The organism is Actinosynnema sp. CS-041913, from assembly GCF_050942485.1.
Classification (GTDB): Bacteria; Actinomycetota; Actinomycetes; order Mycobacteriales; family Pseudonocardiaceae; genus Actinosynnema.
Window position 1 is genome coordinate 1,398,115 of sequence record NZ_CP192037.1, and the last position, 16,419, is coordinate 1,414,533.

Consider the following 16,419-nt stretch of genomic DNA (forward strand, 5'->3'; position numbering starts at 1 on the left):
TGGTAATGTGACGTGTGATTCAACTTCTCGAAATCAGATCGAGAAGTTCGTCTGCTATGCCTTTTGTGCTTGCAATGGTATTTTGCGAGCTTGACGAATGGCTGCTATTGGTAGTATCGAACACCTTCGCGCCAGATTCGCGCGCGATGAGAACTCCGGCCAAGGTGTCCCACGGATTGTTGGACAAGATTATCGCTGCGTCCGTTCGACCATCGGCTAGCCACACTAGATCGTGGGCGGCTGAGCCGAACATGCGCACTCGTTCGACTTGTTCGGCGAGCGAGGCCGTTAGGGAGATTCTTCGTCTGTTTTTGATCTTCGCATCAATCCCTGTGGCGTAATCTCCTATGGATACAATGGCCTTGGAAAGCTTCTTGGTCTCGCTGACATTTATACGGTTGCCGTTAAGAAATGCGCCCGTTCCGTGCGCGGCCCAGTAGTGCATATCCATGTGCGGCAAGCTAACGGCCGCAACAACGGCCTTGTTATGGTGTACTAGTGCGATTTGTGTCGCACATAGTGGTATTCCATGCACAAAATTGGCCGTTCCGTCGATGGGGTCGAGGATCCAGACATATTTGTTGTTAACATTATCGGTATTTGCGCCCTCTTCTTCGCCGAGGAACCCAATTTCCGGTGTTTTCTTTTTCAAGAAACTGCGGACCTCATGCTCAATCCGTACATCTACATCAGTGTAGGTGTCGCGGTCAGATTTTTCAGAGATTTTCTGAGGGCGAGTACTCTTGATAAGGTCGTTACCAATGCTAACGGCCTGTCGTGCAACCTTAGTCAGCTCGTCGAGCGGTCGCTTCACGCGGTCTCCTTTGCGCGATCCCACATGGAGTCGAACACCTGGGAGAAGGTGGCGAACAGACCCGGTACGGCGTCGTCCTTCTCGATCACGAGCGTAGGGGATTCGACGCCTCGTGCGTCGGGCAAGTAGGGCTGGACCACGCATTTCGCTCGGTCCGTGATGAGGATGTTATAGCGGAGTGGTTCGTCGTAGACGCGTATGTAGAGTTGGCCGAGCGCGTCGGGTGAGACCTTGGCTCCGACTCGGCGTAGGGCTTCGATGTTGAGGCGGGTGAGCATGGAGAGGTGGCCTTCGGGTAGACCCTCTTCGTGTTCACGGGCGGTGATGTTGTGGCCGTTGGGGTCGAGGAACAGGGCCTTGATGACGGTGCCGGTCTCGATGGAGTCGAGTAGGGCTTTGTCGGAGTACTGCTGGCAGAGGACGTTGAGGGACAGGCCTGCGATGTGGATCTCCTGTGCGCCTTCGAAGAGGTCGCGTGGGGTGACGTTGTGCAGGAACTCGGAGCGGCTGGCGTAGACGGCAGTGACGTCGGCCAGGCGGGTCTGTTGGGGCATCTGGACCGGGCGGGGTACCGGGTGGGGAGTGGCTGTGGGGCGTTGGGGTGGGGTGATGAGGCTGTCGGTGTCGCCCTCGTGTGGGGTGAGGAGTTGTTCGGCGGTCCAGCCGGGGAACATCTTTTCGAGGATGCGGCAGTGGTCGGCGTAGGGCAGGCCGAGTAGGTCGCCGGAGAGCCAGCGGTAGAACTGAGCCTTGCTCGGGTACTTGCCGATGAGGTCGGTGTCGAGCTGCTTGGCGATGCGGTCGTACTCCTTGCAGAAGGTGCGGTAGCCCTGCATGTGGCGTTGCCGGAGTAGGACTCTCAAGAGAGTGGACTCTGTGGCCATGTGGTCTCCCCCACGTGGTTCGTTCAGTCGAGGCTAGCACCGAGATGAGACCAAGACGAGACAACTTGAGTACGACACGCGGTAGGCGCGCGGCAGGTGAGATTGTGGCGGACCTGGGACGGGACCATTGGCCACCGAATCTGGATGGGCAAGCCGCAGAAGAGCGGCCCCAGTCAGAGGAGTGACACCGATGGCGATCAGTAGGGGTTACCGGTTCCCCGTCTCGTTCGATGACGCCTTCCCGCAGGGCCTGGTGATGGTCGGGGAGGTCATGCCGGACGTCGAGTACCAGACGCGGGAGGAGAGGGCGGCGGGTCGGCCGGTGCGTCAGCGGGTGGACGAGGCGACCGGGTAAGCGGCAGTGGAAGGTCACGGTCACCGACCCGCACGAGCTCAACGCCAAGCGCAAGAGCTTCGAGATCACGTTGCTGGCCGACGTTCAGCCGGTGCCGACCACCGGTGAGGTGTTGCCGGGGATGCGGCCGGTCGAGTTGGACGGGCTGACGGCTGAGCCGCGCATCGCGGGCAACGGTGAGTTCAAGTACCAGTCGTTCCTGTTCCGGGCGACCGGGTTCCGGGCGGTGAGGAGGTCTGCTGGGTCGGCCCCGGGCGGCGGCAAGTCGAACGCTGGCAGCGCTGACGCCAAGGCCGCGTGAGTCGTGGCCGATCTTCAGCAACTGGTCGTGCAGTGGCAGGCGGCGTACCGGACCTAGGGACTTCACCTCGGATGTTGGACACGGGGTTATGCGGCGTGGGTCAGCGTAGCCGATGTCGAAGTGAGGCTGTTCTCGTAGTCGATCGGGGACTCCTGGCCGACGTGTGGATGGCGTCGTCGGGTGTTGTAGCGGTGCGCCCAACCGAACACCGCCAGTCGTGCTTCCCTTTCACTGCCCCAACTCCGGGTGCCTTGGAGGGTTTCGCGTTTGAGGGAGGCGTTGAGACTCTCGGCGGCGGCGTTGTCCGCGGAGCTGCCGACCGCGCCCATGGACCGGGTCACTCCGGCGGCGTGGCAGGCGTCGGCGAAGGCCCGGGCACCGTATTGGGCCCCGTGGTCGCTGTGGAAGATGGCCCCGGCCAGGCTGCCCCGTGTCCGCTCGGCCGCGTGCAGGGCGTCGACGACCAGGTCGACGCGCATGTGACCGGCGACGGCCCAGCCGACCAGGCGGCGCGAGCACAGGTCCATCACCGTGGCCAGGTAGAGGAACGTGCCGTCGGCGATCGGCAGATACGTTATGTCGCCGACGTAGCGAGTGTTCGGCGTGTCGGCGGTGAAGTCGCGGCCGAGCAGGTCGGGGGCTTTGGCCGCGGCGGGGTCGGCGAGGGTTGTGCGGTGCCGGCGGCGCAGCCGCAGCCCTTCCAGGCCGATCCCGCGCATGACCCGGGCGACCCGCTTGTGGTTGACCTGGTGTCCGGTGTCGTGCAGTTCGGCGGTGATCCGCGGGACGCCGTAGGTGCCGGCCGACTCGCGGTGGATCACCCGGATGCGGGCGGCCAGGCGGGCGTCGTCCGCGGCGCGGGCCGCACGATCGGGCGCGGTGGCCTTCCAGTGGTGGTAGCTGGACCGGGCAAGGCCGATGACCTGGCACAACCGCTTCACGCCGTACTGGCGTTGATGGTCGGAGACGAACCCGAAGCGGTTCACCAGCGCGTCTCCCCCGCGAAATACCTGGCCGCCTTGCGCAGGATGTCGCGTTCCTCTTCCAGTTCGCGGATCCGCCTGCGCAGCGCGGCGTTCTCGTCCTCCGGTGAACCCGACGGCGGCGCGGGGGCGGCGGCCGGCGATCCGGTGCGTTGTGCGACGTCGAGACGGATCCAGTTGCGCAGTGTCTCGTGGTTGACCCCGAGGTCCTGGGCCACCGACTTGATCGTCACGCCGGGGCGGGACCGGTAGAGCGCGACCGCCTCGGCCCGGAACTCCGGCGGGTAGTGCTTCATCACCATCTGAACGGGACTCCTGTCCACCCGGATCTGGGGTTGACCCGTTTTGACGGACAGGGTCGATGAGTGTGGTCAGGCTACTTGCTCCACCGGGTGGTGTCGGGTGGCTTCGTAGGCGGCGGGGCTGAGGTAGCCGAGGCTGGAGTGCAGGCGGCGGGTGTTGTACCAGCCCTCGATGTATTCGAAGATCGCTTTGTGTGCCCTGGTCCTGGTGGGCCAGGGCTGCCGGTCGAGCAGTTCGGTTTTGATGGTGGCGAAGAACGACTCGGCGACGGCGTTGTCCCAGCATTGGCCCTTGCGGCCGACCGACAATCGGGCGCCCAGGTCGTCGGCGAGGGTGGCGAGCTGGGCGGATGTGTATTGACAGCCGCGGTCGGCGTGGAAGATCACGCCGGGCTCGGGGCGTCGTTGGCGCATGGCGTTGTCCAGGGCTCGGGCGACGAGGTCGGTGCGCAGGTGGTCGGCGGTGGCCCAGCCGACCACGCGGCGTGAGGCGATGTCGATGACGGTGGCCAGGTAGAGCCGGCCTTCCCAGGTGTGGATGTAGGTGATGTCGCCGCACCATCGTGTGTCGATATCCGTTGCGGCACAGGAGAAGTCGCGGCGGATCAGGTCCGTTGGAACCGTCGCGGCGGGATCGGGGACGGTGGTGGTGCGCCACCGCTTCGGTGCGCGTCCCGCACGTCCCTCCTGCCGTAGGAGCCGGGCGACGCGTTTGCGGGAATGCCGATGGCCCCGGGCTCGCAGCTCGGCGTGCACCCAGGGTGCGCCGTAGGTGCCCTTGGATTCGTCGTGGATCGCGACGACCCGCGCGGCCAGGTCGGCGTCCTGTCGTGCGTGGTCGGTGGGCGTGGCGGTGCGGCGGGCGTAGTAGGCGGACCGGGAGACCTTCAGCAGCGTGCACGCCCGATGGACGTTGCCGCCGCCCGCTTGCTCCGCCTCGATGAACGGGTAGACGTTCACCGGATCTCCTTGGCGAAGAAAGCCGTGGCGCGCTTGAGGATCTCCACGTCCTCGGTCAGACGGCGGTTTTCCCGGCGCAGCCGGGCGAGTTCCTCGCGTTCGTCGGTGGTCAGCCCGTCGGCGCGGGTGCCGGAGTCACGTTCGGCCTGCACGACCCACTGCCGCACCGCGGTCTCGGTCAGGTCGAAGTCCTTCGCGACCTGACCCACCGACCGGTCACCCCGCGAGCACAGCTCCACGATCTCGGCCTTGAACTCCGGGGTGAACGACCGCCGAGGCCGCCGCTTCTTCCTGCCCATGGACTCCATGATGGGACATCCCTCCGGGGACACGCGTCCCCTGATCTTGAATGTCCGTCAAAACGGGTCAAGCCCAATCGTCAGGATCCAAGTGTGTCTGGTGTCCAACATCCAGGGTCAAGTCCCAACCGGACTTCACCCCGGATCCTCAGCAAGGACCAGACGGACCTGCTGACGTTCCGGGCGGGTCTGGTGAAGGCGTACCGGGACCCGGTCGAGGCGAACGAAGCGGGGCACGCCGACGAGATGCGGGAGGAGATCCACTCGGTTGACGCGGAACTTCGGCAACTCGGCGTGCGGGGCCGCTTCCCCTCGCCCGACGTACCCACCGGGCGGCCGGTGAAACGGTCCACCAAGCGGCGGCAGGACGCGCCGAACCTGCCTCGGCGGCGGGTCGAGAAGCGGACTGTGGGGCGGGAGTACGCGGGCGGGTTCCGGCCGTCGATGTTCGTCACGCTCACCCTGGACACCTACGGGCGGGTGCGCGACGACGGCACGCCGGTCGATCCGGACGGCTACGACTACCGGAGGGCGGCTCGGGACGCGGTGCACTTCGCCTCCCTGGTGGACCGCTGGTGGCAGAACCTGCGGCGGGTCGTCGGCTGGGACGTGCAGTACTTCGCCACCGTCGAACCACAGCGACGAGCGGCGCCGCATCTGCACGCGGCGGTCCGCGGTTCGATCCCGCACGAGACCATCCGGCTCGTCACGGCGGCCACCTACCACCAGGTGTGGTGGCCCAACCACGACGAACGCGTCTACTCCGGCGACCACCTGCCCGTGTGGGACGCGAGGGCGGAAGTGTTCGTCGATCCGGACACGCGGGGGCCGCTGACGTCATGGGCGGACGCGGTCGAGGCGGTGGAGGAGCCTGCGCACGTGGTGACCTTCGGCCGTCAGGTGCACTCGAAGGGCATCCTGGGCGGCTCGGAGGAGGCCGGACGCCACATCGGCTACCTGACCAAGTACCTCACCAAGTCCATCGGTGAAGTGGTCGAGCAGAACACCGACCGGCAACGGCGGCACGCTGACCGCCTGGCGGACGAGCTGGCCGTGACACCGTGCTCGGACCGTTGCTCGGTGTGGCTGCTCTACGGCGTCCAGCCACGCGGGGCGGGCTCGCGCACCACTCCGGGGCACTGCAGAGGAAGGGCTCATAGGCGAACGACCCTGGGCCTGCCCGGTCGGCGGGTGCTGGTGTCGCGGAAGTGGTCGGGCAAGACGCTGGCGGACCACCGGGCGGACCGGAAGCAGTTCGTCATCGAGGCCTTGGCGGCGGTCGGGATCGAGAAGCCGGAGCCGGACACGTCCCTGCTCGTCTGGCACAAGGTCCGGCCCGGCGACCCCAACGTGCCACCACGAGCGCACCTGTTCATGCACGCCATCGCGGAACGAACGCGCTGGAAGGCCGAATACGACCGGGCGATGCTCGCAGCCGCCGGCCCTCCAGAAGTTTCGGCAACTCCGCAAGCAGCCTGACAACCGTGGGGGGAAGTCATGACTGAGATCGAACCTCTGTGGGGTGTGGAAGAGGTTTCGGCGTTCCTGGGCGTCCCGATAAAGACGCTCTACCAGTGGAAGTGGCAGCGCATCGGACCGCCTGTGAAGAAGGTGGGGAAGTATCTCCGTTACGTGCCGGCCAAGGTGCGGGCCTGGGCTGACCAGGCCGACGAGAACGCCGCCTGATTTTTCGGCAATTCGATAGACGGGAGAAGACTGTCATGGGGCACATCCAAGATCGCTGGTGGTGGCCGAAGCTGGACGAGGCAGGCACGCCTGTGCTTGACGGCAGAGGCAAGCCAACGCGGGAGAAGACCGAACTGCACGGCATCGGGATGCGGTACAAGGTCCGTTATAATCGATCCCTCCGGGCAAGAACGCAGCAAGAGCTTCCCGGACAAGCAGCGCGGCGCGGCTGACGCCTTCCTGCTGAAGGTTGAGAACGAGAAGCGCACCGGTACGTACCTCGACCCGGAAGCGGGCAAGGTGTCGTTCCGGACCTACGCGGACGCCTGGCTGATAGATCAGGCGTTTGACGGCAGTACGCGAAACGCGGTCGAGCGGCGGTTGCGCAAGCTCGTCTACCCGTACCTCGGTGACCGGGAGATTGGCTCGATTCTTCCGACGCACATTCGTAGCTGGCTGCGAGCTTTGCAGCAGAAGAAGCTCGCCGGTGGAACGCGGGCGGTCACGTTCGTCCATGTTTCGGCAATCTTCAACGCCGCGATAGACGACAACAAGATCGGCGAGAACCCGTGCAAGGCCAAGAGCGTGACTCGGCCTCAACCTGACAAGCGCAAGATCGTTCCGTGGTCGCCGGGCAAGCTGGCGGCTGTCCGGCTTGCGTTGACGGCCAAGTACAAGATCGTCGTCCCCTCGGTGCCGGCTGCGGTCTGCGCCAGGGGGAAGTTTTCGGGCTCTCGATGGATGACGTGGACCGTGACGAGAAGGTCTTGCACGTTGTTCGGCAAGTTCGGGTCGTGGACGGCGTACAGGTGTTCGCGCCTCCCAAAGGAGGCAAGGAAAGGGACGTGCCGCTGCCGGACAGTGTCCTGCGGGACCTTGACGCCTACGTGGAGGAGTTCCCGCCGGTCGAGGTGACCTTGCCGTGGAAGGAGGCGGACGGGGAGCCGGAGACGGTCTCGCTGATCTTGGTGAACAAGGACGGCAACCCGATTCGGCGGGACGGGTTCAACCAGTACGTGTGGACGCCGGCGCTCGAACGGGCCGAGGTCACGCGAGTGCTGCGGCAGGACGGGATGCACGCGCTGCGGCACTTCTATGCCTCGGTGCTCCTGGACGCGGGGGAGTCGATCAAGGCGCTCGCTGAGTGGTTGGGGCACTCCGATCCGGCCTTCACCATGCGCGTCTACACGCACCTGTTGCCGCACCTGTTGCCCTCCAGCAGTGACCGAACGAGGAAGGCGGTTGATCGTGTGCTTGCGGGCTCGCCCGAGGAGGCAGAGCATGATCCGCAGACCGACGACGTGGACGGTGCCGCTGACGGCCTGTAGACAGCCTGAGCGGGGGATGAGGGACGAAATGGCTGGTCAGTTCGCTGCCTACCAGAACGAGATCTACCTGCAAGGGCTGGCGGGCAACCGGCCGCCGTTCACCACCGATCCGGAAGCGCTCGAAGCGTCCGCCCGGGAACGGCTCGGGCCCGGACCGTTCTGGTACGTGGCGGGCGCGGCCGGCGCCGGGGCCACCGCGCGGGCCAACCGCGAGGCGTTCGACCGGTGGCGGATCGTGCCGCGGATGCTCACCGACGCCACCGACCGGCACCTCGGCGTGTCGGTGCTGGGCACGGAGATGCCCGCGCCGGTCCTGCTCGCGCCGCTCGGGGTGCAGTCGATCCTGCACCCCGAGGGCGAGTTGGCCACCGCGCGGGCCGCCGCCGAGCTGGGGGTGCCGTTCGTGCTGTCCACCGCCGCGTCGCACACCATCGAGGACGTCGCGGAGGCGTCCGGCGACGGGGCCCGGTGGTTCCAGCTCTACTGGCCGAACGACCCGGACGTGTGCGCGAGCATCCTCGACCGGGCGCGGACGGCCGGGTACCGGGTGCTCGTCGTCACGCTCGACACGTGGACGCTGGCGTGGCGCCCGCACGACCTCGACCAGTCCTACCTGCCGTTCCTGCGCGGGATCGGCACGGCCATCCCGTTCTCCGACCCGGCGTTCCGGGCGGGGTTGGCGTCCGCTCCGGAAGAGGACCTGCCGATGGCGATCCTGCGGTGGGTGCAGCTCTTCACCGGCACCGACAAGTCGTGGGACCGGTTGGCGTTCCTGCGCGAGCACTGGGACGGGCCGATCGTGCTCAAGGGCATCCAGCACGCCGACGACGCGCGCAAGGCCGTCGACGCCGGGGTGCAGGGCATCGTCGTGTCCAACCACGGCGGGCGGCAGGTGGACGGGGCCGTCGGGTCGCTGGACGTGCTGCCGGAGATCGCCGACGCGGTGGGGGAGCGGATCGAGGTGCTGTTCGACTCCGGCATCCGGACCGGCGCGGACATCGTGAAGGCGTTGGCGCTCGGCGCGAAGGCGGTGCTCGTCGGCCGCCCGTTCGCCTACGGGCTCGCCCACGGCGGGCAGGCCGGCGTGCGGCACGTGCTGCGCGGCCTGCTCGCCGACTTCGACCTGACGCTCGGCCTGTCCGGGCACCGCAGCCCGGCGGAACTCAGCCGCGAGGTGCTGCGTCCGCGCTGAGCCGGCGCAGGCGGTGCTGCACGGTGGCGAAGTCGGCGGGCTGCACGGTGATCCACGGGGTGCCGTCGCCGCCCTTCGACTTCGCCGACAGGTACCGGCCGGTGACCGTGTCGAAGTACGTCAGCGGCGCGGCGCACCGGTGCTTCCGGCCGGACCGGTCGCGGCGGGCGGCGAACAACTGCCCGCCGCCGGTGCGCTTCTCGGCCAGCAGCTTGCGGATGTTCTGCACCTCGGCGACGTGCCCCCCGGTGGGCCTGCTCGCCTGTAGGAACGACCGGTCGTCGTCCTCGTTGAACCGGGGCCGCTGCGGCTTGTCGTTCAGCGCGTCGGCGGGCAGCGACAGCACGCCACCCCGACCCGGCTTCGCCTCCGGCAGCGCCGACACCAGCGACTGCACCGCATCCTCCGCGCGCACCGGCTCCACCACGAAGTGCTTGTCCGGCCGCAACACCACGCGCACCGCGTCGTCACCGGACACGGCCACCAGCGCGGTGAGCGTGTCGCCGTCCCCGTGGTTGAAGAAGGCGTAGTACTCCGCGCCCGCCTCGGCGATCAGCCGCAACGACCGCCCGAGGTCGGCGTGCACCTGCCGGCCGCGCGCCAGGCCGAGCCGCTCCAACGCCACCCAACCACCCCGCGCGAGATCCGCCAGCCCGCTCACGTCGCCCTCGGCGAGGCGGTCCTCGTCGAAGTCGACCTGGGTCAGCAGCGCGTTGTGCAGCGTCGGCAGACCTTCGGCCTGCCAGGCGGTGTAGAGCGCGACGACCGGGATCGCCACCTTGGTGCGCAGCACAGTGCCCCCCTTGCTCCTCCTCGCCGGTGACCGGCGGGACTCCTACTCGCCGATGACCGGTGGGGCGACCATCGTGCCGTCGCCGAAGATGTCCTCGGTCTCCTGCAGGTACGACGCGGACTTGTGCTCCTTGTCCTCGTCCCCCTGCCCTTGACCGGCCCCGGCGCCCATCCCGCCGGCAGCCATGCCGCCCGCCCCACCACGACCGGCCGCACCGGCGCCGCCAGGCCCGAACCCGCCACTACCGCCAGGCCCGAAACCACGCTCACCGGGCGTCATCGCGCCCGAGGTGCCACCGGGCCCGAAGCCGCCGGCACCGGGGATACCGCCCATGCCACCGATACCGGGCATGCGACCGCCACCCATTCCGCCGCCGCCGCCACCGCCACCGCCACCGCCGCGTCCACCCGAGCCGCCGCCTCCGGGAACACCGGGACCGCCGCCACCGGGCACCCGCACGGGCGGCCGGTTGTTCGGGTTGTTGGGGTTGCGCGGGTGGTTGGGGTTGCGCGGATCGTTCGGGTTGCGCGGGTCGTAGGGCAGCCGCGGGTCGAACGGGGGGAACCTCGGGTCGTTGGGCAGACGGGGGTCGTTGGGCCGCGGCGGGTCGACGTTCAACGGAGGCGGCGTCGGCCGCTCGGGCACATCCGCATACGACTTCCGCGTGTTCCCGCCACTGTCGTCGCCCGGCGGCGGGATCGTCGGATCGGCCCACGACTTCTTGGTGTCGTTCTTGCCGGTCTCCTCCGTGCCGTTCTTGTCGGTGCCGTTCTCGTCGATGCCGCCCCACTCCTTGGGACGGGGAATCGGCGGCTCGCCGCCACCTTCCTCGATGCCCGCGCCGACCTCGTCGGGGGACTGGAAGGTCGGCATCGACGCGCCGGCGGCGTTCGCGGAGGTGCCGTAGCTGCTCAGCACCTGCATGTTCCTGGAGTTGACCTCTTGGCTCTTCTCGACCGCGTCGTCGTAGTCGGTGTCCCACGGCAACGCGTCGTTGTACCAGGGCTTGTCCGGGACGTCGACGGGCTTCTCGACCGAGTCCCGGGCGAGGCGGAACGACTCGCCGAGGTCGGACGTGCTCCGACTCGCCGACTGGGCGCTGGTGCCGGCCGCCTCGGACCAACTGGCCAACGGGGTCGTGGAGGACCGGGCCTGGTCACCGGCCGCGCCCTCCCAGGACGCGCCGGAGTCCTGCACCGCCTTGTTGATCAGGTAGGCGATGTCGGTGTGGTTCCGGTTGACCTGCTCCCAGTTCCGCTGGGTGGCGTCGGTGGTCTGCTCGGGGCCCTTGCCGTCCTTGAACCAGCCGTAGATCTTGTTGGCGCCGACGCCCATCTGGAGCAGCGCGAAGCCACCGAGGTCCATGTCCACGTTGCCGGGAGGAGTCATGACTACCCCTTCAGGTTCCCGATGACCGTGGCGGCGACCCGCTCGGTCGTGCCGCACGCTTTGCCGTCATTCAGTTTGGTGTCGTTCTTCGCGATGCTGCCCTGGATCAGGACGAAAGTCCGGTCGGAAGTGCGAATCGCGGTGTTGCAGTGCCGTTTGCCGTCCGTGCCGTCGAAGCTGGCTGCCCGGTATCCCTCGATCTTGGTTTCCTGGAAGACCGGGAACTTCGTGTCGCCGTCCTTGACGGCATCGTCGAACGTGTTGCCCTTGACGGCGAGAACGATCGTGAAGCTCGAGTTCTCCAGCACGTCTTTGCCCTGGTAGGTGCAGCTAGGGCCGTTGACCCCGTCCTCCCCGGCTTTGGCCTCGCGGAAGGTGCCGAGTGCCGTCTGCTGGGCCTGCGTGAGGATGGTGCAAGGCGCGCTGACGAATTTCTCGATGTCCAGGGTCGGCTCGTTGCTCGACGGTGAGCTGCTCTCCGTCGGCTTGGCGGACGAGGTGTCGGTGGCGGGCGCCGAAGTCGGATTGCCGCCCACCTCTTTCGAGGTGCACGCGGCAAGGGCAGCGGTGACCGCACCGACGACGAGAACGGTCCGGATAGTGCGGTTCAAGGAATTCAGTCCTTCGGCTTCAGTGCGTCGGCGGCGGCCGAATCGGTGCCCTTGTACTCGTCCAGCGCCTTCGTGATGTTCTCGATCGTGTTCTCCAGCGCCTCTTGCGCCTTCTGGTTGGCCCAGCTATAGCCGCCCTCTTCGCTGCCGGCCGTCTTGTGGATCGCGAGCGTCGCGAATCCGCTGTAGACGTCCTTGCCGGGCGAGCCGGTGAAAGTGATCTCCTCGGCGGTGTCCCGTGTCTCGATCAGCTTCTCCAGCGCCTGCTTCAGGCCGTCGATCAGCCGCTGCGCCTCGCCGGGATCGACGAAGAACTTGGTCTTCGTCGTCACGAACCCCGCGCCCGGCCCCTTCGCGACCGTGTCGGCCACGAAACCGAGCTTCGCACCCCCGCCACCAGCGTCGAACATCGCTCGCGCTCCCCTCACGCCAACTACGCGATCAATGATGACATAGCGGTCGGGTGGCGTCCGGGAGTTCGGTGGGGTTACTCCTGGCGGGGGATGGTGTCCGATTCGTTCAAGACCCCGGGTGGTGGGCGGGCCTAGGGTCGGCGGCATGATCGAAGCAGCCAGGTCTTTTCTGTGGCGCAACGCGCGTGTGTTGGAGCAGCGGCGGTTCGCGTGGCTGTTCGACGGCGGGGCGGCGGAGCCCGTGGTGGCGGCGGTGGCTGCCTATCGGAATGACGACGGTGGGTTCGGGCATGCTCTGGAGCCCGATGGGCGGGGGCCTTCCAGTCAGCCGTTGCACACCTTCACGGCGTTGAGCCTGTGTCATGAGGTGGGGGACGACCGGTTCGTCGGTGGGGCGGCGGGGTTTCTCGCTTCCGTTGCCAATCCGGACGGTGGGGTGCCGAACTGTCTTGCGACCGCGCGGGACCACCCCCGTGCGCCCTGGTGGCAGGTGTCCGGGGACAGCGATCTGCTGATGACGGCGTTGGTCGCGAGTGTGCTCCACCAGTTCGGCGCGGACCATCCGTGGCTGGGGAAGGCTACGGAGTTCTGCTGGGACCGGATCGGGATGCTGGACAAGTCGCACCCGTACGAGGTTGCCGCCTGTGTGGCGTTCCTCGACCACGTGCCCGACCGTGCGCGGGCCGAGGAGGAGGCCGCCCGGCTCGGCGAGTTGGTCCGGGAGCAGGGGCTGGTGGATCTCGGGGACGGTCAGGCTCCGGTCGGGTATGCGGCGGGGGAGACGCACAAGCCTCATCACTACGCGTCCGCGCCGGACAGCCTGGCTCGGCGGTGGTTCACCGACGAGGAGATCTCCCGTGACCTCGACCAGCTTGAGCAGGCGCAGCAGGACGACGGCGGGTGGACGTTCCCCTGGCCCGCGTGGACTCCGGTGACCACGTACGAGTGGCGGCCGATCGTCACGATCGTGGCGTTGCTGACGTTGCGCGCCTACGGCCGGATCAACTGACCGAGTGGGACGCCGGCCAGGTCCTTCACCTCGCGGGACAGGTGGGCCTGGTCGGCGTAGCCGGTGCGGTGGGCCACGTCGGCGAACGGCACGCCCGTCCACGCCAGTTTCATCGCACGGTCGAAGCGGAGCACGCGGTGCAGGACTTTCGGGCCGTAGCCGAACGCGTCGAGGCTTCGGCGGTGCAGTTGGCGGGTGCTCAGGCCCAGGTCGTCGGCGAGGGCGGCGACGGAGGACCCGGGCGTCGCCGCCGCGATCGCCGTGGTCAGCGGGTCGGGTGGGGTGGCGCGCAGGCGGTCGCGGGCGGCGGTGGCGAGTACGGCGCACGGGTCGTCCGCTGTGGCCAGGGCGTCCTCCAAGGCGGCGGAGGGGCCCCAGAGTTCGGCCAGCGGGACTCTCAGGTCGCGTAGGGCGTGGGCCGGGACGCCGAATGCCGACGGGCCGACGCCGGGGCCGAAGCGGACGCCGAACAAGGTGCCCGGACGCGTCGTGGTCATGTGGCCGGTGGTGTCGGGGCCGGCCACGAAGAGAGTGCCCGCGGAGGACCAGATGATGTCCGTGCAGCCGTCGGGCACCACCCGGCCGACGATGGGTGTCGACGACGTCCGCCGCCAGACGCAGTCCAGTCCGGCGGCCGGGTGTTCGACGTAGGTGTTCATGGTCGGGTCAGCGTCGCCACGGCGATGCCGGGGTCACGGCCCAGTCGGATCTCGACAGCGCCGCCAGGACGCCACACGCCACTGCCGCCGCACGTGTCGTAGCCGCCGGTGTGCCCGGTGAACTGCGCCAGCACCGCCCACATGCCGAGGCCCGCGGCGTGGCCCAGTTGCTCCGCGATGCGACTCTCGGAACCGTTGGTGTACAGGGCGCTCACCACGTAGACGTCCGCGCCACCCGCCGACACCTCGACCGCGTGGGACGGGGCGGCGGCGTCGGCGCAGACCGCCAGGCCCAGGGTCCAGCCGTCGACTTCCAGCAGCAGGTGGTGGTCGCCGGGCGTGTACCGCTCGGTCTCTGCTCCGTGCAGGTGGCGTTTCGCGTAGTGGCCGAGGGTTTCGCCGGTCGGTCCGATCACGACGGTGGCCACCTGAGGACCGTCCGGAGTGGACAGTGGTGCGCCTACCAGGGCGTAGGTGTCGTTGGACGCGCAGGCGGAGCGGATCGGGGCCCAGTGGTCGTCGTCTTCGGTGAACGCTCGGGTGGGGTCGAGGGTGTAGCCGGTCAGCGACAGTTCGGGGAAGACGCACACGTGCGCGCCTCGCGTGGCGGCCTCGGCGATCAGGCGGGCGTGCTCCGCGGCGTTGCCCGCCAGGTCGGGTACGGGCGTGGTCTGGATCGCGGCTACCTGCACGGAAGCCAGCCTAACCGGGTCGGGTGGGTGCGGCAGCGGGCCCGGTGGGCGGGGCTTGAGTGATGAGGCGCGGTGCGGTGGGCGAGGTGAGGTGAGGTGCGGTGCGGTGCGGTGGGGTGCGGTGGGCGAGGTGAGGTGCGGTGCGGTGCGGCGGGGTGCGGTGGAGAGGTGAGGCGCGCTGCGGTGCGGAGGGGCAGGGTGCGGTGGGTGACTTGGTGGAGTGGCGCGGGTTGGGGTTGTGGAGTGGCGGGCCTCGGATGGGGTGGGAGTTCCGGGCCCGCCACTGGTCACGGTGCGAACTTCAGCCAGTTCACGCTTGTGTAGGCGGCGGGTTGGCCGCTGGTGAAGGTGATGTAGACGTCGTGCGTGCCGGTGACGCCGGAGATGTTCGCGGGCACGGTTCGCCAGGTTTGCCAGCCGCCGGTGTTGGCGATGGCGAAGCTGCCGATCGGGGTCGCGGTCGGACTGTCCAGCCGGACTTCCACCAGGCCGCTGACGCCCCCTGCCGCGCCGGACGCCGCCCGTGCGATGAACTGCCGCGCGGTGCCGGAGCCGAAGCGCACGCCGGAGAAGCGCAGGGAGTCGCCGTTCTTCAGCCGGCCGATGTCCTGGCCGCCTTCGGACGCCGGTTCCAGGATGCCGCCGGACCTCGTCGTCGCGTCTTCGGCCTGGATCTCGCCGTACGCGTCCCAGCCGGAGCCGCCGGGCGGGGTGGTCGTCGTGGTGGTCGGCGGGTTGGTGCTGCCTGCCGTCGACACGGATACGTAGTCGACCACCAGTGAGTGGCCGGGCACGGTGGCGGCGGTCGGGGTTCGGCTGCCCGCCAGGGCGTCGGGGAAGGCTCCGCCGATGGCCAGGTTCAGCAGGAGGAAGTAGCCGGCGTGCGAGGTCATGTTCCGCCACGTGCCCGCGTCGAACTGGTTCTCGCTGACGGCGTGGAACTGCTGACCGTCCACGTACCAGCGCAGTTGCTTGGGGCTGACGCTTTCATCCCACTCGAAGCGGTACGTGTGGAACGCGGACTGGCAGGAGGCGCCGGGGCACGCGCGGCTGTTGCCGAGGCCGGACGTCTCGTTGCACGGCCCGCCGGGGTTGACGCCGCAGTGCAGCACGCCCCAGACGGAGTTGAGGCCGTTGACGTTCTCCATGACGTCGAACTCGCCGATGCCCGGCCAGTTCCAGTAGTTGCCGCGGTAGGAGGAGCCGAGCGCCCAGAACGCGGGCCAGTAGCCGAGTGCGGCGCTGCCGGTGACGTTCGGCATCTGGATGCGGCTCTCCATGGCCATCTTGCCGCCCGCCGGTGGCCGGAAGTCGGCGCGTCGGGTCTCGATGCGGGACGACGTCCAGTTGCCCGCGCCGTCGCGAAGCGCGGTGATGCGCAGGTTGCCCGCGCCGTCGAGTTTGATGTTGTCGGTGGAGTTCGTGTAGTTCTGGACCTCCCCGGTGCCCCAGTTGCCCGGTCCGCCCGGGTAGCCGTGGCCGAGGTCGATGATCCAGTCCGAGCCGGCGGGCAGGGTGTTCGCGGGGCCGGTGAAGTCGTCACTCCACTGGACCGTCCAGCCTTGTTGGGCGGGAGGCACCGTGGCGCCGGCCGAGATCGTGGCGAAGACCGCGGCGGGAACGGCGGTGAGCAGGGCGGCGAGCAGAGCGGCGGCGGTGGTCGGCATGCGCCGTCGTCGGCTGGGTTCCATGCGGCGGTGACCTCCTTGTCACTGGTTCGGCACGGCAACAAATTCGGACTGCACCATG

16 protein-coding genes and 3 pseudogenes are annotated in these 16,419 nt (G+C 68.2%); 7 read left to right on the forward strand and 12 right to left on the reverse strand.

What is annotated here, in order from left to right:
• Positions 1 to 19: 19 nt before the first annotated feature.
• Positions 20 to 814: an inositol monophosphatase family protein gene (locus tag ACQPZF_RS06895; RefSeq protein WP_433269408.1), complete on the reverse strand. Its 795-nt coding sequence runs from the start codon at positions 812 to 814 to the stop codon at positions 20 to 22.
• A complete protein-coding gene (locus tag ACQPZF_RS06900; protein WP_433269410.1) occupies positions 811 to 1,698 on the reverse strand; it encodes a DUF5919 domain-containing protein in 888 nt (295 codons plus the stop codon). Before ACQPZF_RS06900 ends, ACQPZF_RS06895 begins: the two co-directional genes overlap by 4 nt.
• 190 nt (positions 1,699 to 1,888) lie before the next feature.
• Here ACQPZF_RS06900 and ACQPZF_RS06905 point away from each other — a divergent pair.
• Positions 1,889 to 2,354 (forward strand): annotated as a pseudogene (locus ACQPZF_RS06905) (hypothetical protein).
• Between the two features lie 86 nt (positions 2,355 to 2,440).
• Here the strand turns inward: ACQPZF_RS06905 and ACQPZF_RS06910 are convergent.
• The 3 genes from ACQPZF_RS06910 to ACQPZF_RS06920 all read right to left on the reverse strand — a co-directional run bounded on the left by ACQPZF_RS06910 (position 2,441) and on the right by ACQPZF_RS06920 (position 4,898).
• A protein-coding gene (locus ACQPZF_RS06910; RefSeq protein ID WP_433269412.1) for an IS3 family transposase occupies positions 2,441 to 3,639 on the reverse strand; the annotation gives its coding sequence in 2 pieces (ribosomal slippage) (positions 2,441 to 3,351 and positions 3,351 to 3,639; 1,200 coding nt in all).
• Positions 3,640 to 3,708: 69 nt separating this feature from the next.
• Entirely contained in the window at positions 3,709 to 4,599 is an 891-nt protein-coding gene (locus ACQPZF_RS06915) for an IS3 family transposase (RefSeq protein WP_433269414.1), read from the reverse strand.
• Positions 4,596 to 4,898, reverse strand: a complete 303-nt coding sequence (locus ACQPZF_RS06920; protein ID WP_433269416.1) for a transposase — start codon at positions 4,896 to 4,898, stop codon at positions 4,596 to 4,598. Before ACQPZF_RS06920 ends, ACQPZF_RS06915 begins: the two co-directional genes overlap by 4 nt.
• Positions 4,899 to 5,023: 125 nt before the next feature.
• Between ACQPZF_RS06920 and ACQPZF_RS06925 the strand changes: the two are divergent.
• The 5 genes and pseudogenes from ACQPZF_RS06925 to ACQPZF_RS06945 all read left to right on the forward strand — a co-directional run.
• Positions 5,024 to 6,377: pseudogene (locus tag ACQPZF_RS06925) on the forward strand (replication initiator); the annotation flags it as partial.
• Between the two features lie 18 nt (positions 6,378 to 6,395).
• Positions 6,396 to 6,584 (forward strand): helix-turn-helix domain-containing protein, encoded by a 189-nt coding sequence (locus ACQPZF_RS06930; protein ID WP_433269418.1) that lies wholly within the window; start codon positions 6,396 to 6,398, stop codon positions 6,582 to 6,584.
• Positions 6,585 to 6,884: 300 nt separating this feature from the next.
• A pseudogene (locus ACQPZF_RS06935) lies at positions 6,885 to 7,100 on the forward strand (phage integrase central domain-containing protein); the annotation flags it as partial.
• A 221-nt stretch (positions 7,101 to 7,321) separates the two neighbouring features.
• Positions 7,322 to 7,912, forward strand: coding sequence for a tyrosine-type recombinase/integrase (locus tag ACQPZF_RS06940; protein WP_433269420.1), 591 nt, complete (start codon positions 7,322 to 7,324; stop codon positions 7,910 to 7,912).
• A gap of 28 nt (positions 7,913 to 7,940) precedes the next feature.
• On the forward strand, positions 7,941 to 9,104 hold the full coding sequence (locus ACQPZF_RS06945) for a lactate 2-monooxygenase (protein WP_433269422.1): 1,164 nt from the start codon (positions 7,941 to 7,943) through the stop codon (positions 9,102 to 9,104).
• Here ACQPZF_RS06945 and ACQPZF_RS06950 read toward each other — a convergent pair.
• From ACQPZF_RS06950 to ACQPZF_RS06965, 4 genes are read right to left on the reverse strand one after another with little or no spacing between them, the layout of a single operon-like run.
• On the reverse strand, positions 9,076 to 9,897 hold the full coding sequence (locus tag ACQPZF_RS06950; RefSeq protein ID WP_433269424.1) for an ESX secretion-associated protein EspG: 822 nt from the start codon (positions 9,895 to 9,897) through the stop codon (positions 9,076 to 9,078). The two genes, ACQPZF_RS06945 and ACQPZF_RS06950, sit on opposite strands and share 29 nt — an antisense overlap.
• A 42-nt stretch (positions 9,898 to 9,939) precedes the next feature.
• Positions 9,940 to 11,286 (reverse strand): hypothetical protein, encoded by a 1,347-nt coding sequence (locus tag ACQPZF_RS06955; protein ID WP_433269426.1) that lies wholly within the window; start codon positions 11,284 to 11,286, stop codon positions 9,940 to 9,942.
• 2 nt (positions 11,287 to 11,288) lie between these two features.
• A complete protein-coding gene (locus tag ACQPZF_RS06960) occupies positions 11,289 to 11,897 on the reverse strand; it encodes a DUF3558 domain-containing protein (RefSeq protein WP_433269428.1) in 609 nt (202 codons plus the stop codon).
• Positions 11,898 to 11,902: 5 nt separating this feature from the next.
• Complete coding sequence (locus tag ACQPZF_RS06965) at positions 11,903 to 12,268, reverse strand: hypothetical protein (protein ID WP_433269430.1); 366 nt, start codon at positions 12,266 to 12,268, stop codon at positions 11,903 to 11,905.
• Between the two features lie 187 nt (positions 12,269 to 12,455).
• Between ACQPZF_RS06965 and ACQPZF_RS06970 the strand changes: the two genes are divergently transcribed.
• Positions 12,456 to 13,319 (forward strand): hypothetical protein, encoded by an 864-nt coding sequence (locus tag ACQPZF_RS06970; protein WP_433269432.1) that lies wholly within the window; start codon positions 12,456 to 12,458, stop codon positions 13,317 to 13,319.
• Here the strand turns inward: ACQPZF_RS06970 and ACQPZF_RS06975 are convergent.
• The 3 genes from ACQPZF_RS06975 to ACQPZF_RS06985 form a co-directional block, all read right to left on the reverse strand.
• Complete coding sequence (locus tag ACQPZF_RS06975) at positions 13,301 to 13,978, reverse strand: helix-turn-helix domain-containing protein (protein ID WP_433269434.1); 678 nt, start codon at positions 13,976 to 13,978, stop codon at positions 13,301 to 13,303. The genes ACQPZF_RS06970 and ACQPZF_RS06975 overlap by 19 nt on opposite strands.
• The gene (locus ACQPZF_RS06980; RefSeq protein WP_433269436.1) at positions 13,975 to 14,670 is read right to left on the reverse strand and encodes a carbon-nitrogen hydrolase family protein; all 696 of its coding nucleotides are present in this window, start codon (positions 14,668 to 14,670) and stop codon (positions 13,975 to 13,977) included. The genes ACQPZF_RS06975 and ACQPZF_RS06980 overlap by 4 nt, the downstream gene beginning before the upstream one ends.
• Before the next feature lie 287 nt (positions 14,671 to 14,957).
• A complete protein-coding gene (locus ACQPZF_RS06985; RefSeq protein WP_433269438.1) occupies positions 14,958 to 16,361 on the reverse strand; it encodes a carbohydrate-binding protein in 1,404 nt (467 codons plus the stop codon).
• Between the last annotated feature and the right edge of the window lie 58 nt (positions 16,362 to 16,419).